Origin of the sequence: Ornithinicoccus hortensis (assembly GCF_006716185.1) — a bacterium.
GTDB lineage: Bacteria > Actinomycetota > Actinomycetes > Actinomycetales > Dermatophilaceae > Ornithinicoccus > Ornithinicoccus hortensis.
Window position 1 is genome coordinate 1904986 of sequence record NZ_VFOP01000001.1, and the last position, 21591, is coordinate 1926576.

Sequence of the window (21591 nt, forward strand, 5' to 3'; positions counted from 1 at the left end):
AGACCCGCTCCGCACCGGGCGCGGCCCGGACGGCGTGGATCAGGGAGTGGTGGCCACGCCGGAGGGGGTCACGGACAGCGAGGTCACGACCGCGTGTCCCGCGGAGGGCGACGCAGCTCCCCAGTCGAGGGCGAAGCCACCGGTGGCGATGGAGCCCCGCTGCACCGGGACCTCCGCCAGGGTGGCACCGTCGACCTCGACGGTCGTTGTCGTACCCGATACCCGGACCCGTATGTCGTGCTGGTCGCCGGGGTCCAGGTCAGCAACGGACAACACGTCACCGGCGCTGTCCAGGACCTGTGCCTGCCGGTCCGAGACGCGGACGCGCACTGGTTGGGCGCTGCCGACGCGGACGGACAGGCCGACCGTCCGGCCATCTCCCCGCAGGCTGGCCGCGCGGGCAGCGATCGTGTATTCGGTCCAGTCGGCGGTGCGAGCCGGTGCCCACTCGGCGGCCACATAACCGACAGTTCCCGGTGCCGGCGTGATGCCGTTGGAGGTGGCTCGCACCGGGGCCTCGTCGCGGGCGGGGGTGGACCATTCGCGGCGGTCGACCAGAGATGCTGTGGCACGGGTGCCGGAGCCGTGGGTGTTGGAACCGTGGGTGCCTGCGTCGTTGCTGCCGGAGTCCAACGACAGGGCGGTGACGGGGAGCGTCGTCATCGCGGCGACCTCGTCGAACAGGGCCCGGTCCGTGTCACCGGTAAACACCTCGAGGCGCTCGACCGTGCGGGCCGCTGCGGCGCGGCGGGACACCGGGGCCGGCTGACGGGCCGCGTTGACGAAGGCGACCTCGAACCGTTCACCGATGAGGGAGGTCGCGACCTGTTGGTCCTCGCGATCTGTGGCGCGGTCGTTGAGCTCGGAGAAGGGGTAGGCAAACACCGTCGGGGCGGGGAGCCCGTGCTCCGTCATCGCCGCGATCGAGCGATCCAGGTCGCTGGCCACCCGCTCGGCGAAGGCCTGCTCGGTCTCCCGACGGGATGCCTCATGGCCAGTCTCGTCGTCTCCGTCCCAGAGCCGGTGGGTCAGGGCGCCACCCAGCGTCCCGTCCGCGTCGACCGGGGTCCGGTAGTGCAGGGCATCGGTGTGCGAGCCGAACTGCCAACGCCCGGACCGGGCCATCTCCTCCACCTCGGGCCAGGGGAGGTAGTACGGCTGGTGGGTGCCGACGGACCCGGTGATCAGGAAGGACACCGCAGTGATGTCGTAGCGCTCCAGGATCGGGTCGGCATAGCGCCACAGCCCGGAGGTGCCGTCGTCGAAGGTGAGCAGGAAGGAACGGGCAGGCGGGGTGAAGGTCCCGTCGCGGTAGGCCAGGAACTCCTCCAGCGTCAGCGACCGGTAGCCGGCGAGGTCCAACATCTGCATCTGCGACTCGAAATCGGTGGGCGTGACCACGTAGTCGCCGTCACCGGTCTCGGGCCCGATGTCGTGGTAGGACAGCACCACAGGTGCCGTGGGCACGTCCGGGTCCGCACCGGTGGCGTGGGTCTCGTATGCCGACCGGTCGGCCGTCTCCAGGACCGTCACGGGAGTCGCGATCTGCTCGGAGATGCCCGAGTCGCGGGCGAGGGCCAGCGGGATCGCGAGGGTGCTGAGCAGGACGACCGTGGCCACCAGGGCCAACGCCTGCTGGACCACGCGATGGCGCCGCAGCCGGGGCGGTAGGGGTCGGGAGGTCAACTCGGGGAGCAGGGCGAGGGCTGCTGCCTTGGGGTCGGTGCTCACCAGAACTGCCCCTTCGTGAAGACGAACAGGTAGGACAGGATCAGGGCCACCGCCAGGAGGACGCCGGTCAGACGCTGTCGCAGCCTCATGCCGACCTCGACCAGATGCCGCGACGCACGGTCAGCAACGAGTAGGGAAGCAACCAGGACAGCCCGATCGAGGAGATCAGACTCATCAGCGGGCGGTACCGCCACCGCGGGTCACCGGGGTTGTCGACGGCATACGCGGCACCCCACACCCCGCCCTTGACGAGGACGCCGGCGAGGTAGAGCCCGGTCAGCAGCCACATCCCGGCCAGCGGGGCGACCACGAGGTGGCGGACCGCCATGAGCGGAGCGGCGATCACCCAGATGGCGTGACCGTAGTAGAGGACGCTCGGCCCCATCCCGCGGCGCCACATGAACGTTCCGGTGAAGCACAGATTGCGGATGAAGCTCTTCTTCCACCGCACCTGCTGCTTCAGGAAGGGGCGGGCCCGCTCGGGCACGACGGTCCAGACCAGGGCCGAGCGCACGTAGCCGACGGCCCACTCGCGCTCACGGTGGTCGATCGCCAGGAACGGCGAGCCGGCGTGCTGGGCCTTGAGCTTGGCTCCGACCCACTTCTGTCCCAGGACGTACCCCGTGAGCTGGCGGTCCGTGGCGAACTTGAACTCGGCCCCGAGGAACCGGTCTTCGGCCCAGACCGGCAGATAGTTCCAGATCGCGTCCCGGCGGAACACCGCGAGCGGACCGGAGACACAGGTCACCGAGCCGAAGGTGGACTCGGCTGCCTTGCTCATCCGGAAGCTGCCCTCGTACCAGGTGTCCTGGATGCGGCTGAGCAGCGTGGCGTCGGCGTTCAGCGCGCGGGCGTGCCCGGACACCCCACCGAGCCCAGGGTGGGCAACCAGCGCGGCCACGCACCGGCGCAAGGCGTCCGGGGCCAGCACGCAGTCGGAGTCGGTGAACGCGATGACGTCGCCGGTCGCATGCCGCAGACCGGCGACCAGCGCTCGCTTCTTGCCGGAGCGACGGGGCATCTCGACCAGCGTGAAGTTGTGCAGCGCGGTGAGTTCGCGCAGTCGCTGACGGGTGCCGTCATCCGAGCCGTCGTCCACGACGATGACCTGGAGGTCTGGATAGTCGGACCCGGTCATCGAGGCCACGCACTGGTCGATCACGTCGATCTCGTTCATGGCGGCGACGATCAGCGTGACGCTCGGGACCGCCGGGAGCGGGGGAGCCTCGGCGCGGTTGCGCACCCGGGAGATCAGCGGGTTGGACAGGTCCTCGTAGGAGGCGTACGCCCGGTAGAAGATGAAGGCGGTCGAGCCCAGCACCCCCATGCCGTAGGCCAGGACGAGCGGCTGCGGAGGAAGTCCTGCACCCGCGTGGCCAGCAGGACCAGCAGGGGCACCATGCAGAGCACCACGACGAGACGGAAGAGTTGCCGTCGGACCCCGACCTCCTGCCGACCCACCCATGCGATGGCGGGCCGCGGACGGGCCCGGGCGGCATCGAGGTGTGGCTGCGTGATGGTGCTCATGGTGCTTCTTCCGGACAGCAAGGAGGGTCAGGGCACCCGAGATCGACTCGGACGGCCTGTGGGAGTGTGTGATTCGGCGGCGAACCCCCGCGAGATCAGGATGCCACTTCCCTCACGGTAATGCAAACGTCAAGTAAAGTACTGGTAGGTAATCTTCGTCACGTCGTGGCCCTCGCCGACGCGGTTACCCTTGTGGGTGCGATGGACACAGCACTGAAGACCTACGACGTGCGCACCCACGGGTGCCAGATGAACGTGCACGACAGCGAGCGACTGTCCGGCCTGTTGGAGACGGCCGGCTATGTCGACCTGGCCAGCATCCCCGAGGGGGAGCGACCGGACACCGCCGACGTCGTGGTCTTCAACACCTGTGCCGTCCGGGAGAACGCCGCCAACAAGCTCTACGGCAACCTCGGCCAGCTGCGGCCCGCCAAGCAGCGCAACCCCGACATGCAGATCGCGGTCGGTGGCTGCCTGGCGCAGAAGGACCGCAGCACCATCGTCGAGCGGGCGCCGTGGGTCGACGTCGTCTTCGGCACGCACAACATCGGCTCGTTGCCGGCGCTGCTGGACCGGGCCCGGCACAACAAGGCGGCCGAGGTCGAGATCCTGGAGTCCCTCGAGGTCTTCCCGTCCACCCTGCCGACCCGGCGGGACTCGGCATACAGCGGCTGGGTGTCGATCTCGGTGGGGTGCAACAACACCTGCACCTTCTGCATCGTGCCGAGCCTGCGCGGCAAGGAGCGTGACCGCCGACCGGGGGAGGTCCTGGCCGAGATCAAGGCGCTGGTGGAGCAGGGCGTCGTCGAGATCACGCTGCTGGGACAGAACGTCAACACCTACGGCGTGGAGTTCGGCGACCGCGGGGCCTTCGCCAAGTTGCTGCGCGCCTGCGGCGAGATCGAGGGGCTCGAGCGCGTCCGGTTCACCAGCCCGCACCCGGCCGCCTTCACCGACGACGTGATCACCGCGATGGCGCAGACCCCCAACGTGATGCCGAGCCTGCACATGCCCCTGCAGTCCGGCTCCGACGACGTGCTCAAGCGGATGCGGCGCTCCTACCGGTCGACCAAGTTCCTGGGGATCCTGGACCGGGTGCGCGAGCAGATCCCGCACGCCGCGATCACGACCGACATCATCGTCGGCTTCCCCGGCGAGACCGAGGAAGACTTCCAGGCGACCCTGGACGTGGTGCGGGCCAGCCGGTTCTCCAGCGCCTTCACCTTCCAGTACTCGATCCGTCCCGGGACCCCGGCCGCGGAGATGGACGGCCAGCTGCCCAAGGCCGTGGTCCAGGAGCGGTTCGACCGGCTGATCGCGGTGCAGGACGAGGTCTCCTGGGTGGAGAACCGCGCCCAGGAGGGACGCGAGGTCCAGGTGCTGGTCGCTCCAGGCGAGGGCCGTAAGGACGCCGAGACCCACCGGATGTCGGGCCGGGCCGAGGACAACCGGCTGGTCCACTTCGCGGTGCCGGAGGGCGCGGAGCTGCCCCGCCCCGGCGACGTCGTCACGGTCGGCGTCACCTATGGCGCCCCGCACCACCTGGTCGCGGACTCGGGCGTGCAGGGCGGGACGTATGCCGTGCGCCGCACCCGGGGCGGCGACGCCTGGGCGGCGCTCCAGGACCAGCCCGACGCGGGACGGCCCAAGGTGACGCTCGGGATGCCCTCGATCGGCAAGCCGGCCACCCCGCCGGTGCCGGTCGCGGCGTGCGGAGTCAACCAGTACTGAGCCGGCCCCCCGCTCCGGTCAGCCGTGGCCGTGGACGATCGTGCTGACCAGGTCGACGGCCTCGAGCGCGTCGGCCACCGTGAAGCTGACCCGGGCGCCGCTCCGGGCCTGTAGCGCGCGCTTGGCCAGGTCGGCGTGCCGGGGGAGCGCATCGATCACCCAGCGCCCCGCCTCCGACTTCGACGGGATCGGGCCGGTGGTCCTCATCCCGGAGAGGAAGGCCGCGAGGCGCGGTGCCCCGAGCACCACCCACTGCAGGGTGGCCGAGCCCTCGAGCTCCTCATCCGGGTGGCGCCCGGCCAGCTGCAACCGCAGCCCCTCGGCGACCGAGGCCCAGTAGGTCTGCAGGTTGCCCCGGGTGTAGGCCTCCGCCGCCGCCCGGTCGGCGGCCACGTTGACCCGTCCCGGGTCGATGCCGGCGGCCGGCAGCGCCTCGGGCAGCGTCAGCCAGGTCACCGGGTGCACCTCTCCGGCGGGTTTCCCCACGTGCAGCCGGCCGTCGACGCTGAACGGGGTGATCAGACCGGGCACGGCCGGTTCGGACAGCGTCGCGACCGACAGGTAGGTCGTGTCGTAGGCCAGGTCGGGGAACTCCTGCAGCAGCTGGTGGTGGACCCGCTCCAGCGCGGGGGTGTCCGCGGTCTCCAGGGGCCGGGCGGTAAGCGTGAGCGTGTCGACGTCGGAGCGCACCGTGAGGTCGCCGAGGATCGCCGACCCGATCAGCCACACGCCCATGACCTCGCTGCCCAGCTCGACCCGGAGCAGGTCGTAGTGGGTGGTGGCCACGGCGGACGCACGGTCCAGCAGGGCAGGCATGCGGGCCAGCCTAATCCGCCGGGAGCCCTAACCGGTCGCCGAGTCCACACCCGAGGACAGCTCGGCATACCTTGTGGCGCAGGCCGAACACCCGCAGAGGGTGAGCTTGTGCATGGTGCCGGCGTTCCAGACCGACCCGGGACGGTAGAGCGGCTCGGGGCGCCCGCCCGGGGAGGTGAAGGTGTCGACCAGCAGCGGGTTGGGGTCGAGGTCGCCGGGCCCCCGGCAGCACCGGCAGCCGCTGTAGCCGCGGTCGCCGCCGTCGTGCGAGGTGGCCCGGTGGCCGCAGGTGCGGCACAGGTGCAGCAGGACGCTCACGGCTCCTCCCGCACCGGCATGACCAGGCCGAGGCGCGAGGCGTCGGCGCTGCGGATCAGCAACGGCGCGATCGCCCCACCGAGCGGCAGGACCACGTGCCCGTCCCGGACCCGGTCCAGGGCGTCCCACAGGAACCCGCGGTCGACCAGCAGGCGGTCCGTGTCCTCGGGGGACCCGGCGGGCGAGACGTACACGCGGTCCGGGCCCGTCTCCGCACGGCCGGCCAGGGTGGCCCGCAGGTCCTCGACGGGGACCTCGGCGGTGCGCGGCACCCCGCTGTCCAGCACCCGGCGGATGTCGGGGTAGTCGCCCTCCGGCTCCCTGCCCGCATACCGTGGCCCGGTCCCGCGTGCGGTGGACGCGGCGATCGTCACCCGGCCGGAGTCGGCGGTGACCTCCAGCGTCGTGCCGGTGGGTCCGTCCGCGAGCACCTCGTCGACCAGGGGGAGAGGGAGCAGGACCTGGACCGGCCCGCCACCGGCCGCCGCCCCGACCAGCGCGACGGCCAGGCGGTACCGGTCCGTCGCCACCAACCGGACCCCGTCGGCGTCGCGGTCCAGCAGGACGGCGGACAGGACCGGGAACTGCGGGTCCTCACCGGCGGCATACCGCACGGCGGCGAGGGCCGTATGCAGTGCCGCACCGTCGAGGTGGAGGGTGCGCGGCGTCCTGGTGTCCTGCTGGGCGAGCTCGCGCAGCCGCGTCACCTCCCGTCGGGCGTCGGCCAACCCCTGCTCCAACCGGGCCAGGTGCAGGTCCAGCAGCTCCGACACCGCCTCGCCATCGCCCAGGCTCTCCAGCACGGCGACCATCTCCGGGACCGGGACCTGGATGCGGCGCATCCCGGCGAGCAGCCGGGCCGGCCGGACCTGGTCCGGGTGGTAGCGCCGGTAGCCCGTGGCGCCGTCCACGTCGGCGGGCACCAGCACGCCCTCGCGGTCGTAGAACCGGAGGGCGCTGACGCTCAGGCCGCTGGCCCGGGACAGGGCGCCGATGCCGAGCAGCGCCGGGGCCGGTTCGGCAGGGTCGTGGTCGGGTCCCTCGAAGGGCGTGGTGTCGGGGTCGTGGTGCACACCCCAACTCTGGGGTCTGCACCTGGTTGAGGGTCAATCCGGCCGGCTCGATTACCCTGCAGCCGTGACCTCCGCCAGCGCGCCCACGCCCCAGCAGCTGACCCGTGGGCGGGTTGCGGCCGGGCTCGTCGCCCTGGAGGCCATGGCCATCGCGGGGTTCGCGGTCTTCTACCTCGTGGAACTGGTCCTCGGCGAGGGCCAGGACCCGATGATCGTGATCATGTCGGTGGTGACGATGCTCGTCTTCGTCGTCGGCCTCGGCTACGTCGCCGCCGGGTTGCGACGACGCCACCCCCGGGCCCAGGCACCGGCCATCGCCTTCAACGGGCTGCTGGTGCCGCTCGGGATCGCGCTGTTCCAGTTCGCCCCGGCGTGGCTCGCGGCGACGGTGCTGATCGCTGCGGTGGTCACGATCGTCTCCGTCATCGGGATGGGTCGGCTGGACTGAGCCCAGCCGACGGGGGAGGGGTGGGGAGCGCCACCTGGAGGACGGTCGCGCGGCCACGCACGACCAGGAGTCCACGGCCCGGGACCGCCAGCCCCGGGACGCCGGTGGACACCCCGAGCGGTGCCCCGTCCGAGGGTGTGGTGGGCTGCAACAGGATGCCGGTCCGGTTCCGGGTCGCCAGCGGGGCGAGTCCCCGGTAGCTGCCGGCCAGTTCCTCGGGCTCGCCGCTGACCAGGAGTGCCCCGTCGGTCGCGGGCAGGCCCCTGGCCAGCTCGAGGAGGGCGTCCTCGACAGGTCCGTCGGCCACCTGCGCGGCGCCGTCGACGGCCACCACGAGCCCGCGCCCCGCCACGGTCCCGGTGCTCCCGGCCGCTGCCCGCACGTCGGCCAGCGCCCCGTCGGGATCGCGCAGCGCGCGGTCGCCGTCCACGAACAGGGTTGGGCGTCCCGCCCGTCGCGCCGCGTCCAGCAGGGTCCGCAGGGTCGTGGTGCGGCCGCTGCCCGGTGGCCCGGAGACCAGAACGGTCCCGCCTCCCGCGGTATCGATCGGCACCGTGCACGGACCGGCATCGTCCCCGCCCACCCCGACGAGCAGACCGGTGGACGACCCGGCACCCTGGGTCGCCGCCGGAAGGAGGTCCGCCAGGGCCACCTGCCGCGGCAGCGGTCGGACGTATGCCGGGGGTCGGCCGCGTGGCCGGGCGACCGGCTGGACGACGAGCCGGTCGAGGAGAGAGCCGAGCTCGCGGACCTGGGCCTCGCCTGCCGGTTCGGTGCCCAGCACCGCCGCCTGGGCGACCGTGCCGTCGACGAGCCGGATCATCCGGCCCGGTGGCATCCGCTCGGGCACCTGCCTGCGGGTGAGCCCGGTCATCAGCAGGTCCTGCGGATCGCTCATCCGCAGGCACCAGGTGGAGCCGAGCAGGGGGGCCACCCGGGAGGTGAGCAGCGTCCGGTCGCCGGTCAGCAGGGCGACGACCCCTGCGGAGGGCCCCTCGCGCAGGATCTGGGTGACCAGCTCGGAACCGCGACCCCGGTCCACCTCGCCGTAGTCCTCCAGGAAGCGTGTCCACCCGTCCAGGACCAGGCACACGACCGGGAGGGCGCCCGGACCTGCGTCCGTGCCCGAATCCCGGTCATCGGCTGGTCTGTCGGCGCGCAGGGAGGCCTCGCGCTGCTCACCGATGCTGGTGAAACCCGCGGCGGCGAGTTCCTGCTGTCGCCGGTTGACGGTGTCGGCCAACACCTCCAGGACGCGCAGCCCGCGGGGCACGTCGTCGGGACCGACCCAGGCGCCGGTCTGGGGCAACCTCGCGAGGGGACCGAGCGCGCCCGCGGGGTCGAACCCGTACAGCTGCACGTCGCCGGCTCCGGCGCCCTCGAGGAGCCCCGCGACCAGGGTGCGCAGCAGGCTGGAGCGTCCCGTGCGGGGAGCGCCCACGACGGCCAGGTGCCCGTCGGTGACCGGGTCCCAGGTGGTGGCCCGCTGTTCCTGCTCGGCCGGGAGGTCGGCCAGGGCAAAGGCCACGGCGGTGGACGAGGACTGCCCCGCGCGCTGGGGTGGCGGGAGTTCGGCGAGCGGGAGCACGTCCGGCAGGGGTCGCAGCCAGGGGGAGGGCGGCGCGGTGCACGAGAGCCGGTCGGCGGCCTCCCGTGCCTGGGCGCTGAGCCGGGACAGCTGGGAGTCGCTGCCCGTCGACTCGGTGCTACGGACGGCAGCCGCTCGCGGCCCCACCTCCAGGGGTCCGCCGACCCGGCATACCCGGATCCGTTCGGTCCCCACGTGCCGCGGCGCCGTGGGTTCGCTGACCCTGGCCACCTGCACCGGGCGGGGTGGTCGTGCGCCGGTGCGCACCAGCGCACGACCCGGCAACCGCTCGGGCAGCGATGCGGCGGCCGCGCTGTCGATGACGTCGTGCGAGTCGGCCGCGTCCCGCACCCGGAGGGCGATGCGCAGGTTGACGTTGGCCCGCACGTCGGCGGACACGATCCCCCCGGGACGCTGGGTGGCCAGGACCAGGTGCACCCCGAGGGAGCGGCCGAGCGCAGCGATCCGGACCAGGCCGTCCAGGAAGGTCGGCAGCTCCTCCGCCAGCGCCCGGAACTCGTCGATGACCAGGACCAGCCGGGCCAGGGGCGGGCCACCCCGCGCCTGGTACTCGGCGAGGTCCCGGGCCGCCACGGCACCCAGCAGGCGTTCCCTCCGCTTGAGCTCGGCGCCGAGAGAGGTGAGCGCCCGGTCGGCCAGGTGCGGGTCGAGGTCGGTGATGAGTCCGACCGTGTGCGGCAGCTGCGCCGCCTCGGCGAAGGCCGAGCCTCCCTTGTAGTCGACCAGCACGAAGACCAGTTCGTCCGGACGGTTGGCCAGGGCCAGCGAGGTGACCAGGGTGCGGAGCAGCTCGGACTTGCCCGAGCCGGTGGTGCCCCCGACGAGCGCGTGCGGACCGTCCGCCACGAGGTCGAGCTCGCACGGGCCGCCCTCGCCGAGCCCGAGGACGAACCGGGTGGACCGGGGTGCGGACCGCCAGCGCTGCACGAGGTCCGTCGCGCTCGCGGCCGGATCGACCTGCGCGAAGTGCACCTCGTCCGGGATGCCTGCTTCGACCGGTCCCTGCGCCACCCGGAGCGAAGCGAGCCCGCGGGTGATGTCGCGCGCACACCGGGTCCCGATGAGGTCGCCGCGCACGGACGACGCGGAGACGGCCCCGGTCACCTCGAGGCGACCATCGCTGCGGATCCGCACCATCGTGGCCAGCGGTGGAGCGGGCTCGGACGGGCCGACCAGCACGACGGGCAGCAGGCCCTCCGGGGGACGGACCGGTGCGGCCCGGGTCCCCGGGCCGAGGTGGTGGTCCTCGACCAGGACCACGGTGCCTGTCGGTGGCGCCGGGTCGCGGAGGTCCGCCGCGGGGTCCGCCGCGGGCTCCGCCACGAGGTGCGGAGCCCAGTCGAGCCAGTCCCACGTCCGCTCGCCCCGCGGGCAGGTGGGCGGCACGACCACGACGTCCCCCGGCCGGTGCTGCACCAGGAGCTGGCAGACCAGGCTCCGGGCCAGGCCACGCGCCGCCGTTGCCGGTCCGATGATCGCCACCCCACCGCGCGGGTCGATCTCCAAGGGTGCGTCCGCCAGGGTGATCGGCTGCCCGGCCACCCGCACCCGGGAGGGTTGGTCGGCGGTGCCCAGCCGGACCAGCACCTGGTCCGGTGCCCGGCTCCACACCCCTGAGGTGGGGCGCTGGCAGACCCGCGCCCGCAGCTCGGCCAGGTCGGGGGTGCGGTCCCGCCGGACCCGGTGTTCGGCCGCGACCGCGGCGTCGGTGTCCGAGCGCGCCCGTCGCAGGTCGGTCCGGTACTTCTCCCGGGCCCGGCGGGTCTCGGCCCGGTGCCGCCGCCGCTCGCTGAGGTAGCTGCCGAGGGTCAGGGCCGGGGCCATCACCCCGAACAACAGGAGCATCGGCATCCGCAGCAGCAGCGCCAGCAGCCCCGACACGACGAGCGGGATCGCCCAGGACAGCACGGGCGGGCTGGGTCGGGGAGGCGGCTCGGGGAGCTCCGGGAGGTCGACCGCGACGTCGGGGACCGGGGGCGCGACGGCGGGTCGGACGCTGAGCGTGAGGCGCCCGGCACCGTCGGGCCGGGCCGGGTCGACGGCCACCGTATGCCGCACGAGGTCCAGGCGGGTGGCGCCCGCCCGCAGCGGCACGCCCGGGTGCCACGCAGTGGGGCCCTCCAGTGCGACCCCGTCGAGGGTGCTGCCGTTGGTGGAGGAGGCGTCCTCCACCAGGACGCCGCCCCTGGCGGTCCAGACCGTCAGGTGGTGCCGGGAGAGGCCGGCGTCGGTCACCGTCAGGTCGCACCCAGGGGACCGCCCGACGGTGAGCCCGTGGCCGGGGTGGAGGGACACCGAGAGCCCGCAGTCCGGGCCCTCGCTGACCCGCACGGTGACCGGTGCGGCGGGAGGGGCGTCCGGGAGGGGCGCCGCCCGGAGCTGGGCACCGTGCAGGAGCGGGGGCTCGCCCACCACCTCGTCCCCGGTGAGGGCCGACGGTGCGGCACCCGGCCGGCCCACGGCATACCAGGCGGTCCGGCGACACCAGGGTGCCGGGAGGTGCGGCACCAGCTCCGCCCAACTGACCGGCCCGGCGGTCGCCACGTCGAGCAGCTCGGCAGCGTGGTCGTCGCCGACCGTGAACCGTACCCCCACGGGGCGATTCTGGCCGTCGTCCACCGCGCCCGCGTGGGCTGTCCACAGGTGGGCCGTGACCCACCGCGCCGCCGGTGGCCCCAGCCGGTGCGGCCCGCGTGGAGCGGGACTCGGGCGCGCTCCGGCGTCCTCTGGGCGGACGCCGTTGTCCACAACGCGGACCTTGTCCACAGATTTGGTCAGTGGGCCTCCAAGACCCCGCCAACTCTGTTTACATATTCGGGTCGGTCGGGGTTGGCTGGATCGGCAGCGGGGGTTCGTGCCCAGGACCTCCGGAGCCAAGCGGTCACACCATGGTGGTGTGGTGAGGGGGTGTCATGTCGGCGCTCGAGTTGCTCGAGGAAGACGTCCGGGAGCTCATCCGCCTGCGCCGGCTGGACCCCGCCCGCGACGACGTCGCGATCCGGCAGCTGATCAAGGAGGCGGTCGCCGAGTACGACGAGCGGGCGCTCCTCGATGGCGCCGCCCCGTTGCCGGATCCCGAGGACGCCGGGCGGCGGGTGCTCGAGTCCGTCGCCGGTTTCGGGCCGCTCCAGCCCTACCTGGACGACCCGACCGTCGAGGAGATCTGGATCAACGAGCCGAGCCGGGTGTTCGTGGCCCGGCACGGGCGCTCCGAGCTCACCCCCACCTTCCTCACCGAGCAACAGGTGCAGGACCTGGTGGAGCGGATGCTGCGCTCCTCGGGCCGCCGGGTCGACCTGAGCACCCCCTTCGTCGATGCCTCGCTGCCCGACGGCAGCCGGCTCCACGTCGTGATCCCCGACATCACCCGCCGCCACTGGGCGGTCAACATCCGCAAGTTCGTCGTCGCCGCTGACCACCTCGACGACCTGGTCCGGCTGGGGACGATGACCAGCGCCGCCGCGACCTTCCTGGGGGCGGCCGTGGCGAGCGGGCTCAACATCCTGGTCGCCGGCGGGACCCAGGCCGGCAAGACCACCCTGCTCAACTGCCTCGGTGCCGCCATCCCGGCCCATGAGCGGGTGATCACCGTCGAGGAGGTGTTCGAGCTCAAGGTACCGCTGCGGGACGTGGCGGCGATGCAGTGTCGGCAACCGAGCCTGGAGGGCACCGGGGAGGTGCCCATGCGCAGGCTGGTCAAGGAGGCACTGCGGATGCGTCCGTCCCGGATCCTGGTCGGCGAGGTGCGCCAGGCCGAGAGCCTGGACCTGCTGATCGCCCTGAACAGCGGGCTGCCCGGGATGGCGACCGTGCACGCCAACAGCGCGCGCGAGGCGATCACCAAGATGTGCACCCTGCCCCTGCTGGCGGGGTCCAACGTGAGCAGCAGCTTCGTGGTGCCCACCGTGGCGGGATCGATCGACCTGGTGGTCCACCTCGCCCTGGAGGCAGACGGCAGCCGCCGGGTGCAGGAGATCGTGGCCCTGCCCGGACGCACCGAGCACGAGGTCGTCGAGGTGGCCGACCTGTTCGTCCGCTCGGACGGGGACCTGGTGCGGGCCGATGGGTTCCCCCCGCACCCCGACCGGTTCGCCAGGGCCGGCTTCAACCTGACGACGCTGTTGGGGAGCGCGGTCGCATGAGCGGGGCGCTGCTGGGACTCGTCTTCGGGTGCGGCCTGGCCTGCATTTGGTGGTCGTTCTGGCCACGGCCCGAGCCGTCCTCCCGGACGGGGCGACGCGCACTCCTGCTCACCGGTCTCAAGGACGACCTGGTGCTCTCCGGCATCCGGGGCCTGGGTGTCCCGACCCTGTTGGCGCTGTCGGCGGGGGCCGGCCTCGTGGTGCTGCTGCTCGGCGCCGCGCTCACCCGGACCCCGGCCATCGCGGTGGCCTTCGCGGTGATGGCTGCCGTCGCACCGATCGGCTACGTGCGTGCCCGGGCGCGGAAGCGTCGTGCCGGACTGCGGGACCTGTGGCCCGACGTGGTCGACCACGTCGCCTCGGCCGTGCGGGCCGGGCTTTCCCTGCCGGAGGCGTTGGTGCAACTCGCGGAGCGTGGACCCGAGGACCTGCGCGAGTCCTTCGCGGCGTTCGCCTACGACTACCGGGCCAGCGGCCACTTCTCGGACAGCCTGGACCGGCTCAAGGAACGGTTGGCCGACCCGGTGGCGGACCGGCTGATCGAGGCGCTCCGGATCGCCCGGGAGGTCGGCGGCACGGACCTGGGGCGGCTGCTGCGCGCCCTGTCGGCCTTCCTGCGCGAGGACGCCCGGTCCCGTGCCGAACTCGAGGCCCGGCAGAGCTGGACCGTCAATGCCGCGCGCCTGGCGATGGCCGCGCCGTGGATCGTGCTGCTCCTGATGGCGACCCGCGGTGCCGCGCTGGAGGCCTACCGCGAACCCACGGGTTTCTTCGTACTGGCGGCGGGGGCGGCGGCCTGCTTCCTGGCCTACCGCATCATGCTGCGGATCGGCCGGTTGCCCGAGGAAGAGCGGGTACTCCGATGAGCCTGACCTCGGCAGCGGTCCCGCTGGCGGTGCTCGGTGCCGGACTGGGCGCCATGTTCGCGATCGGGGTCCTCCTGGTGCTGCGCGGACTTCCGCTGACCAGCCACGTGGACCTGCAGCAGCGCATCGCCCCCTACCTGGACCGCCAGGCTGGTGGCCTCCGTGGCCGGGCCGGCGGTCAGGGCGCCGCCGAGCCGTGGCGCCTGGGCAACTTCCTGCAGCCGCCGGCCCGCCGGTTGGCCTCGCTGCTGGACCAGACGTTGGGGGGTGCCGACTCGGTCCGCCGCCGGCTCTCCCAGGCCGGTCTGGCACCCGACCTCGAGGGGTTCCGGGTCCAGCAGGTGCTGTGGGGGATCGGGGCGGCGGTCCTGACCGGTGGCCTGGGGTCGTTGTTCTGGTGGGCCCGGGGGTCCAGTCCCACCGCCCTGCTCGTCGTGACCGCCTGCAGCGCCCTGGGCGGGGTGATGCTGCGCGACCAGCTGCTCAGCCGTGCCGCCACCCGACGCCAACAGCGGATCCTGGCCGAGTTCCCGGCCGTGGCCGAGCTCCTCGCGCTCTCGGTCACCGCCGGTGAGGGGACCGCGCAGGCGCTGGACCGGGTGGCCCGCTCGGCCGGCGGCGAACTGTCCACTGAGCTGGAGACCTGCCTGGCGCAGGCCCGCACCGGTGCCAGCCTGCCCCAGGCGCTCCAGGGCCTGTCCGACCGCACCGCCTCCCCTCCGATCACCCGGTTCGTCGACGGACTCGTCGTGGCGATCCAGCGCGGCACGCCGCTGGGCGAGGTGCTGCGCGCGCAGGCGCAGGATGCCCGCGTCGCCGCCCGCCAGGCACTCGTCGAGGAGGGTGGCCGGCGCGAAATCCTGATGATGGTCCCGGTGGTCTTCCTGGTCCTGCCGGTGACCGTGCTCTTCGCCGTCTATCCCGGCCTCTCCCTGCTCCGCATCTCCGTCTGAATCCCGATGACCCCACCCAAGGAGGAAACACGATGACACCACTCACCAGGGTCCGCGCCAGGCTGTTGCGGGCCGCGCTCGACCTGCCGGGCCGACTGGGCCGCGCCTACCGCCAGGAACCCGAACGCGGCGACGTGCCCGGCTGGGTCCTGATCACGATCATGAGCGCCGGCCTCGTCGCGGCGCTGTGGCTGGTGGCCGAACCGCTGCTGTCCAGCCTGTTCACCGATGCGGTCTCGGGGGTCACCGGGCCGTGAACCTGCGCGGCCGGGACCTCGAGCGGGGTGCGGCCGTCGCCGAGTTCGCACTGGTCTCGGCCCTGCTGGCGCTGCTCTTCCTGGCGGCGCTGCAGTTGGGCTATGCGCTGCACGTGCGCAACACCGCGACGGCCCACGTCATCGAGGGTGCCCGCTACGGGGCACGGGCCGACCACACCCCGGCCGACGGCGTGGCCCGGGCCCGGGAGCTGCTGGGCACCACGCTGCCGGGGCGGTACGGCACCGACGTCACGGCCCGGGAGACCGTGGTCGGCGGCGTCGTGGTCGTCGAGGTGAGCGCCGAGCTCCCGCTGCCGGTCCTCGGTCCGCTGGGCCCGCCCTCGAGCATGACGGTGACCGGGCAGGCGTATGCCGAGGACCAACCGTGACCAGGGGCGCGGGGGAGCGGGGCACGATCCTGGTGGAGGCGGTCGTCCTGGTGGCGCTCCTCAGCCTGCCGGTGTTCTACCTGGTCGCGACACTGGCCCGCCTGCAAGCCGGTGCGTATGCGGTGTCCGCCGCTGCCCGGGAGGGCGGTCGGGCCTACGTCACCGCAGCCCAGGTCGACCTCGCGCCGGGCCGGGCGGTGGCCGCCGCCGGCCTGGTCCTGGACGGCCACGGCTTCACGCCCGAGGAGGGGACCCTGGCCTTCACCTGTTCGGAGGACCCGTGCCTGACACCCGGCTCGACGGTGCGGGTGGACAGCACCGTGCAGGTGTCCCTGCCCCTCATCCCCGACTTCATGGCGGGCATCGTGCCCACGCAGATCGAGCTGGTCTCCTCCCACGTGGAGGCCGTCGAGGAGTTCCGGGAGCGATGAGAGGGCACGACGGAGCCGGACGGTGCCGTGCGGCATACCGGGATCCCGAGCACGGGGGCGTCAGCGTCCTGGTCATCGGCATGGTCGCCATCGCGCTGCTCCTCGTGCTGGGAGTGGTCGGGGCGACCTCGGTGCAACTGAGCCGTATCCGTCTGCTCGACGCCGCGGACGCCGCCGCCCTCGACGCGGCCGACGCGATCGATCGGGACACGGTCTACGAGCGCGGGCTCGGCGACGGCGTCCCGCTGACCGATGCGGGCGTCCTCGAGGCTGCCGGCGAGCACCTGGCCGACCGCGGACTTCCCCCGCGGATCACCGGCTGGTCGCTCGGTCCGGGCAGCGGGAGTCCGGACGGGCGCACCGCCGTCGTCGTCCTCCAGGGCGAAGCGAGCATCCCGGTGGTCAGCCGCATCCTGGATCCGTTCGGCGGCGGCGTGACGATCACCGTGCAGTCCCGCGCCCGCTCCGACCTGGAGTAGGCGCCCGGGTCAGCCGGGGTAGTTCTCCACGAACGACCCGTAGGCCGGCAGGTCGAGGTTGCCGTGCCCGGACAGCCCGATCACCACGGTCTCCTCGGCGCTGCTCTCGCTGACGTGCCGGAACGCGGCCGCGAGCGCGTGGGTGGACTCCGGTGCGGGCACCAGGCCCTCCGTGCGGGCCAGCAGGATGCCGGCGTTGAAGGCCGCATCCTGCTCGATGGCCACGGCGTCGGCCAGACCCAGGTGGACGACATGGCTCAGCGCCGGTGCCATGCCGTGGTAGCGCAGACCGCCGGCGTGGATCGGGTCCGGCACGAAGTCCTGACCGAGGGTGTACATCTTCAGCAGGGGCGTCATCCCGGAGAAGTCGCCGTGGTCGTAGCGGTACTCACCCGCCGTCAGGGACGGGCAGGCGACCGGTTCGGCGGCCACCACCTTCGTGCTGGAGTCCCCGCTGAGGACGTGACGGAGGAAGGGGAAGGCCAGGCCACCGAGGTTCGACCCACCGCCGGCACAGCCGAAGACGATGTCCGCGCCGTCCTCCCCGGCCGCCTCGAGCTGGGCGATGGCCTCCTGGCCGATCACGCTCTGGTGCAGCACCACGTGGTTGAGCACGCTGCCCAGCGCATACCGGGCCGCCTGGTCACCCACCGCGACCTCGACGGCCTCGCTGACCGCCATGCCCAGGCTGCCGGTCGTGTCAGGGTCGTTGGCCAGGATCGCCTTGCCCGCCTCGGTCAGCTCGCTGGGGCTGGAGTGGACCACGCCGCCGTACAGCTCCATCAGGTGGCGCCGGTACGGCTTGGACTCGTAGGAGGCGCGGACCTGCCAGATCTCCACGTCCAGGCCGAACAGGGCACCGGCGAACGCCAACGAACTGCCCCACTGCCCCGCGCCGGTCTCCGTGGTGAGCTTGGTGATGCCCTCCTGCTGGTTGTAGTAGGCCTGCGCGACCGCGGAGTTGGGCTTGTGGCTGCCGACCGGGCTGGCGCCCTCGTACTTGAGGTAGATGTGCGAGGAGGTGCCCAGCGCCTTCTCCAGCCGCCGCGCCCGCAGCAGCGGGGTGCTGCGCCACGACGCGTAGACGTCCCGCACGGCCTCGGGGATCTCGATCCACCGCTGCGTGCTCAGCTCCTGCTCGGCGAGTGCCCTGGGGAACAGCCCGAGCAGGTCGTCGACGACGATCGGCTCCTTGGTGCCGGGGTGCAGGTGCGGCGGGATCGGCTCGGGCAGGTCCGCGGCGATGTTGTACCAGGAAGTCGGGACCTGGCCGGCGGAGAGGGCGGGGGAGTCGGTGGTGGCAGCCTCGACGGCTGGAGTCTGGTCGGTCATGCACGGATGCTACCGGCGGCCCGGTGGGTGGTGTCGAGGGTTCGGGGCGAAGATTCTGGACCCGTCGTCGGGCCGTCGTGCGACGGGCGTGACCTGCAGGGCTGGTCGTCACCCCGATGCCTACGGTACCGTAACCTACGGAAGCGGAACCTACGAAGGCGTAGGTTCCGACACCCCAAACGTTCAGGAGGCCATCACGTGGCTCCCACCACCCGACCGGTCGTGATCCAAGGCGGCATGGGCGTCGCGGTCTCATCGTGGCAACTGGCCCGTGAGGTCTCGATGTCCGGGCAGTTGGGCGTGATCTCCGGCACCGCGATGGACGCGGTCCTCTCCCGCAGGCTGCAGGACGGCGACCCCGGGGGGCACATGCGCCGCGCGCTCGCGGCCTTCCCCTCCGCCGAGATGGCCGCCCGCGTGTTGGATAAGTACTACATCGAGGGCGGCCGCCGCCCCGGCACCCCCTACAAGCCGATCCCCAAGCTGACCCTGGCCACCGCCCGCGCCGGCCAGGAACTCGCGGTCGTCGGCAACTTCGCCGAGGTGTGGCTGGCCAAGGAGGGGCACGACGGTGTCGTCGGCATCAACTGTCTGGAGAAGGTCCAGATGGCCACGCCCACGGCGCTGCTGGGCGCCATGCTCGCCGACGTCGACTACGTGCTGATGGGTGCCGGGATCCCCCGCGAGATCCCGCGGCTGCTCACCGACCTGAGCCACGGGAGCGTGGGCCGGATCACCGCCGACGTGCTGGGCGGCAAGATCACCCGGCACATCGAGGTGGACCCGGTGGACCTGCTCGGTGACGACCTCCCGACGCTGCGCCGACCGGAGTTCCTGGCGATCGTGTCGGCCGAGGCCCTGGCCAACTACCTCTACCGCGACCCGGAGATCCGGCCCGACGGCTTCGTCGTCGAGGGGCCGCCCGCCGGTGGGCACAGCGCCCCGCCCCGGGGCAAGATGCAGCTGGACGACCACGGCGAGCCGATCTACGGGCCCCGTGACGACGCCAACCTGGCGAAGATGGTCGAGCTGGGCCTGCCGTTCTGGCTGGCCGGGGCATACGGCACGCCGGAGCGGGTCGCCGAGGCGCTGGACCACGGCGCGGCCGGGGTGCAGGTCGGGACCCTGTTCGCCCTCTCCCGGGACTCGGGGATCACCGATGCCACCCGCGAGACGATGCTCGAGGAACTGCGCGCCGGCGAGCTGGAGGTCAAGAACGACCCGCTCGCCAGCCCGACCGGCTTCCCGTTCAAGGTGGCCAGCCTGGAGGACACCGCCAGCGAGGCCGAGACCTACGAGGCCCGGCCGCGCCTGTGCGACCTGTCCTACCTGCGCACGCCGTATGAGAAGGAGGACGGCGAGGTGGGCTACCGCTGCCCCGCCGAGCCGGTCCACATGTACCTGAAGAAGGGCGGCCAGGAGGAGGCCACCGTCGGGCGCAAGTGCCTGTGCAACGGGCTGATGGCCAACATTGGGCTCGGTCAGGAGCGCAAGGACGGGTATGTCGAGGTGCGCCTGGTCACCCTCGGGCAGGACCTGGCCGGGGCCAGGGAGCTGATCGGCCGGTATGTCGAGGGCTGGTCCGCGCGCCAGGCCGTCGACTGGCTGCTCACCCGGGTGCCGGCCAGCCTGGTCCGCCAGGTGCAGTTCGCCTGAGGTTCCTAGCGGGGGAGGCCCTCGCCGAGGGGAGGGTCCGGGGCCAGTGACCCGTCGGGTGCGATGTGCTCGAAGATCTGGTGGACCATCGTCAGGACGTGGGGGTCGTCGACGGTGTAGATCTGGCGCTTGCCGTCCCGCCGCGCACTGATCACCCCGGCCAACCGCAGCTTGCTCAGGTGTTGGCTGGCGGTCGCGTTGCTCACCCCGGCATGCTGCGCCAGCCCGCTCACGTCGTACTCGCCCTGCGCGGCGAGCGCCACGAGGTGCAGCCGGACCGGGGCGGAGAGCAGCGCGAACGTGCGCGCCGCCACCTCCAGCTGGGGCCCCGTCGGCTCGGTGATCATCGCCACATTGTCCACGAGGCAGGGTCGGTCCGCGCGGGCAACACCGTGATCCTGATCACTTTGAGTATTTCTCACGTGCGCAAATGACGAAATGAACGTCAGGGTAGGGACATGCACTCCACCCCGAGCACCTCGAGCCTGCCCGGCCGGGTCCTGCGCAATCTCGCCCTCCCGTCGCTCCTGGTCCTGCCGGCCGTCCTGGTCCGGGTGACCGGGACGCACCCGGTCGCGCCGGTCGCGCTGCTCGTCTTCGGGGCGGCCGTGGTGGCCGCCTCGTTCGTGCTGGCCTGGGCCGCCGAGGCGGCGGAGGTCGACATCTCCGGCGGGCTGGCGGTCGCGGTCCTGGCGGTGATCGCGGTGCTGCCCGAGTATGCGGTCGACCTGTTCTTCGCCTTCCGCGCCGGGTCGGACCCGACCTACGTGCAGTACGCCGCCGCCAACATGACGGGCTCCAACCGGCTGCTGCTGGGGCTGGGGTGGTCGATGGTGGTGCTGGTCAGCGTCTGGGTCGCCTCCCGGCGCTCGGGCCGGCCGGTGCGCGAGGTCGTCCTGGAGGCGCGGCACCGGCTCGAGGTGGGCTTCCTGGCCGTGCTGGCGCTGGTGGCCTTCGTCATCCCGGCGACGGGGCAGATCCACATCGTGCTGGGCTGCGTGTTGCTGGCCTTCTTCGCCTACTACCTCGTGCGGGTCGCGAGTCACGACGACGGGTCCGAGCCGGACCTGGTGGGGCCGGCGGCCGCGGTCGGCTCGCTGCCCACGACGACGCGCCGGGTCACGGTCATCGCGATGTTCGTGCTGTCCGCGGCGGTCATCGTGCTGTGTGCGGAGCCGTTCGCCGATGCGCTGGTCTCCTCCGGTCAGGCCCTCGGCGTCGACGAGTTCCTGCTCGTGCAGTGGCTGGCCCCGCTGGCGTCCGAGGCGCCGGAGTTCATCGTCGCGCTCATCTTCGCCACGCGCGGCAACGCGGTCGGGGCGCTGGTGATGCTGATCTCGGCCAAGGTGAACCAGTGGAGCCTGCTGATCGGGAGCCTGCCGATCGCCCACCTGACCGGTGGGGGCGACGGCGTGCTGGTGCTGGACGCCCGGCAGGTCGAGGAGGTCTTCCTCACGGCGGCGCAGACGGTGCTGGGCGTCGCGGTCCTGCTCAGCCTGCGCTTCCCCCGGTGGGCGGCCTGGTCCCTCCTGGGCCTGTTCGTGGTCCAGTTCGCGATCCCGGGGACGACCGGGCGACTGGTCCTGGCCGGCGTGTACCTCGTCCTGGCCGCGGGGGTCCTCGTCCACCACCGGCGGCACATCGTGCCGACCCTCACCGCCCCCTTCCGGCGGACGCCGCAGGGGCCGCCGGAGGACGGACCGCACGGGGCTGCCGGGGACCATCGCTCGAACGGGGTCGACGCCCGCGTCGGGACGCCGGTCGGCTGACCCCCGACCGGAGGGGTGGCGGCCGACGCCCCGACGGGGCAGGGCCCGCGACTCGCGTAGGCTG

Annotated in this window: 19 protein-coding genes; 11 read left to right on the plus strand and 8 right to left on the minus strand. The window is 72.7% G+C overall.

The features are described from left to right. Positions 1-39 precede the first annotated feature (39 nt). Together FB467_RS08810 and FB467_RS08815 are read right to left on the minus strand one after the other, a co-directional pair. Positions 40-1731: a polysaccharide deacetylase family protein gene (locus FB467_RS08810; protein ID WP_141784769.1), complete on the minus strand. Its 1692-nt coding sequence runs from the start codon at positions 1729-1731 to the stop codon at positions 40-42. Between the two features lie 85 nt (positions 1732-1816). Beyond that, a complete protein-coding gene (locus tag FB467_RS08815; RefSeq protein WP_211350579.1) occupies positions 1817-3052 on the minus strand; it encodes a glycosyltransferase family 2 protein in 1236 nt (411 codons plus the stop codon). A gap of 407 nt (positions 3053-3459) precedes the next feature. Here FB467_RS08815 and miaB point away from each other — a divergent pair, with 407 nt between their 5' ends. After that, a complete protein-coding gene (gene miaB / locus FB467_RS08820) occupies positions 3460-4989 on the plus strand; it encodes a tRNA (N6-isopentenyl adenosine(37)-C2)-methylthiotransferase MiaB (RefSeq protein WP_141784770.1) in 1530 nt (509 codons plus the stop codon). A gap of 18 nt (positions 4990-5007) precedes the next feature. Here the strand turns inward: miaB and FB467_RS08825 are convergent, their stop codons facing one another. Genes FB467_RS08825 through FB467_RS08835 form a run of 3 tightly spaced genes read right to left on the minus strand, consistent with a single transcriptional unit; the run spans position 5008 to position 7196 of the window. Further along, the gene (locus tag FB467_RS08825) at positions 5008-5805 is read right to left on the minus strand and encodes a DUF4111 domain-containing protein (protein WP_141784771.1); all 798 of its coding nucleotides are present in this window, start codon (positions 5803-5805) and stop codon (positions 5008-5010) included. Between the two features lie 27 nt (positions 5806-5832). Continuing rightward, the gene (locus FB467_RS08830; protein ID WP_141784772.1) at positions 5833-6123 is read right to left on the minus strand and encodes a hypothetical protein; all 291 of its coding nucleotides are present in this window, start codon (positions 6121-6123) and stop codon (positions 5833-5835) included. After that, the gene (locus FB467_RS08835; protein WP_141784773.1) at positions 6120-7196 is read right to left on the minus strand and encodes a DNA polymerase III subunit beta family protein; all 1077 of its coding nucleotides are present in this window, start codon (positions 7194-7196) and stop codon (positions 6120-6122) included. The genes FB467_RS08830 and FB467_RS08835 overlap by 4 nt, the downstream gene beginning before the upstream one ends. Positions 7197-7260: 64 nt before the next feature. Here FB467_RS08835 and FB467_RS08840 point away from each other — a divergent pair, with 64 nt between their 5' ends. After that, positions 7261-7644: a hypothetical protein gene (locus FB467_RS08840; protein WP_141784774.1), complete on the plus strand. Its 384-nt coding sequence runs from the start codon at positions 7261-7263 to the stop codon at positions 7642-7644. Here FB467_RS08840 and FB467_RS08845 read toward each other — a convergent pair. After that, complete coding sequence (locus FB467_RS08845) at positions 7619-11848, minus strand: type VII secretion EssC family protein (RefSeq protein ID WP_141784775.1); 4230 nt, start codon at positions 11846-11848, stop codon at positions 7619-7621. The genes FB467_RS08840 and FB467_RS08845 overlap by 26 nt on opposite strands. A 317-nt stretch (positions 11849-12165) precedes the next feature. On the opposite strand from FB467_RS08845, the gene FB467_RS08850 reads away from it, so the two are divergent. The 7 genes from FB467_RS08850 to FB467_RS08880 are packed head-to-tail and all read left to right on the plus strand — an operon-like array spanning position 12166 to position 16770. Next, entirely contained in the window at positions 12166-13395 is a 1230-nt protein-coding gene (locus tag FB467_RS08850) for a TadA family conjugal transfer-associated ATPase (protein ID WP_141784776.1), read from the plus strand. Continuing rightward, on the plus strand, positions 13392-14261 hold the full coding sequence (locus tag FB467_RS08855; RefSeq protein ID WP_141784777.1) for a type II secretion system F family protein: 870 nt from the start codon (positions 13392-13394) through the stop codon (positions 14259-14261). Before FB467_RS08850 ends, FB467_RS08855 begins: the two co-directional genes overlap by 4 nt. Then, entirely contained in the window at positions 14258-15214 is a 957-nt protein-coding gene (locus FB467_RS08860) for a type II secretion system F family protein (protein ID WP_141784778.1), read from the plus strand. The genes FB467_RS08855 and FB467_RS08860 overlap by 4 nt, the downstream gene beginning before the upstream one ends. A gap of 32 nt (positions 15215-15246) precedes the next feature. Beyond that, positions 15247-15471 (plus strand): hypothetical protein, encoded by a 225-nt coding sequence (locus FB467_RS08865; protein ID WP_228393079.1) that lies wholly within the window; start codon positions 15247-15249, stop codon positions 15469-15471. Next, positions 15468-15860 carry a TadE/TadG family type IV pilus assembly protein gene (locus FB467_RS08870; protein WP_228393081.1) on the plus strand — a complete coding sequence of 131 codons (393 nt, stop codon included), beginning with the start codon at positions 15468-15470 and terminating at the stop codon, positions 15858-15860. The genes FB467_RS08865 and FB467_RS08870 overlap by 4 nt, the downstream gene beginning before the upstream one ends. Further along, entirely contained in the window at positions 15857-16291 is a 435-nt protein-coding gene (locus tag FB467_RS08875; RefSeq protein WP_141784779.1) for a pilus assembly protein, read from the plus strand. The genes FB467_RS08870 and FB467_RS08875 overlap by 4 nt, the downstream gene beginning before the upstream one ends. Further along, positions 16288-16770, plus strand: a complete 483-nt coding sequence (locus FB467_RS08880) for a pilus assembly protein TadG-related protein (RefSeq protein ID WP_141784780.1) — start codon at positions 16288-16290, stop codon at positions 16768-16770. The genes FB467_RS08875 and FB467_RS08880 overlap by 4 nt, the downstream gene beginning before the upstream one ends. A 9-nt stretch (positions 16771-16779) precedes the next feature. Here the strand turns inward: FB467_RS08880 and FB467_RS08885 are convergent, their stop codons facing one another. After that, positions 16780-18102 (minus strand): TrpB-like pyridoxal phosphate-dependent enzyme, encoded by a 1323-nt coding sequence (locus FB467_RS08885; RefSeq protein WP_141784781.1) that lies wholly within the window; start codon positions 18100-18102, stop codon positions 16780-16782. 198 nt (positions 18103-18300) lie between these two features. Here FB467_RS08885 and FB467_RS08890 point away from each other — a divergent pair, with 198 nt between their 5' ends. Then, complete coding sequence (locus FB467_RS08890; protein ID WP_228393082.1) at positions 18301-19758, plus strand: nitronate monooxygenase; 1458 nt, start codon at positions 18301-18303, stop codon at positions 19756-19758. 5 nt (positions 19759-19763) lie between these two features. Here the strand turns inward: FB467_RS08890 and FB467_RS08895 are convergent, their stop codons facing one another. Further along, complete coding sequence (locus FB467_RS08895; RefSeq protein ID WP_141784782.1) at positions 19764-20105, minus strand: ArsR/SmtB family transcription factor; 342 nt, start codon at positions 20103-20105, stop codon at positions 19764-19766. Positions 20106-20216: 111 nt separating this feature from the next. Between FB467_RS08895 and FB467_RS08900 the strand changes: the two genes are divergently transcribed. Continuing rightward, the gene (locus tag FB467_RS08900; RefSeq protein WP_141784783.1) at positions 20217-21527 is read left to right on the plus strand and encodes a sodium:proton exchanger; all 1311 of its coding nucleotides are present in this window, start codon (positions 20217-20219) and stop codon (positions 21525-21527) included. The last annotated feature ends 64 nt before the right edge of the window (positions 21528-21591 follow it).

Excerpts from the sequence above, each read along its gene's own strand:
- miaB (WP_141784770.1), top strand. The coding sequence starts at position 3,460 with ATGGACACAGCACTGAAGACCTACGACGTGCGCACCCACGGGTGCCAG.
- FB467_RS08825 (WP_141784771.1), bottom strand. The coding sequence starts at position 5,805 with ATGCCTGCCCTGCTGGACCGTGCGTCCGCCGTGGCCACCACCCACTAC.
- FB467_RS08850 (WP_141784776.1), top strand. The coding sequence starts at position 12,166 with ATGTCGGCGCTCGAGTTGCTCGAGGAAGACGTCCGGGAGCTCATCCGC.
- FB467_RS08855 (WP_141784777.1), top strand. The coding sequence starts at position 13,392 with ATGAGCGGGGCGCTGCTGGGACTCGTCTTCGGGTGCGGCCTGGCCTGC.
- FB467_RS08860 (WP_141784778.1), top strand. The coding sequence starts at position 14,258 with ATGAGCCTGACCTCGGCAGCGGTCCCGCTGGCGGTGCTCGGTGCCGGA.
- FB467_RS08865 (WP_228393079.1), top strand. The coding sequence starts at position 15,247 with ATGACACCACTCACCAGGGTCCGCGCCAGGCTGTTGCGGGCCGCGCTC.
- FB467_RS08880 (WP_141784780.1), top strand. The coding sequence starts at position 16,288 with ATGAGAGGGCACGACGGAGCCGGACGGTGCCGTGCGGCATACCGGGAT.
- FB467_RS08885 (WP_141784781.1), bottom strand. The coding sequence starts at position 18,102 with ATGACCGACCAGACTCCAGCCGTCGAGGCTGCCACCACCGACTCCCCC.
- FB467_RS08895 (WP_141784782.1), bottom strand. The coding sequence starts at position 20,105 with ATGATCACCGAGCCGACGGGGCCCCAGCTGGAGGTGGCGGCGCGCACG.
- FB467_RS08900 (WP_141784783.1), top strand. The coding sequence starts at position 20,217 with ATGCACTCCACCCCGAGCACCTCGAGCCTGCCCGGCCGGGTCCTGCGC.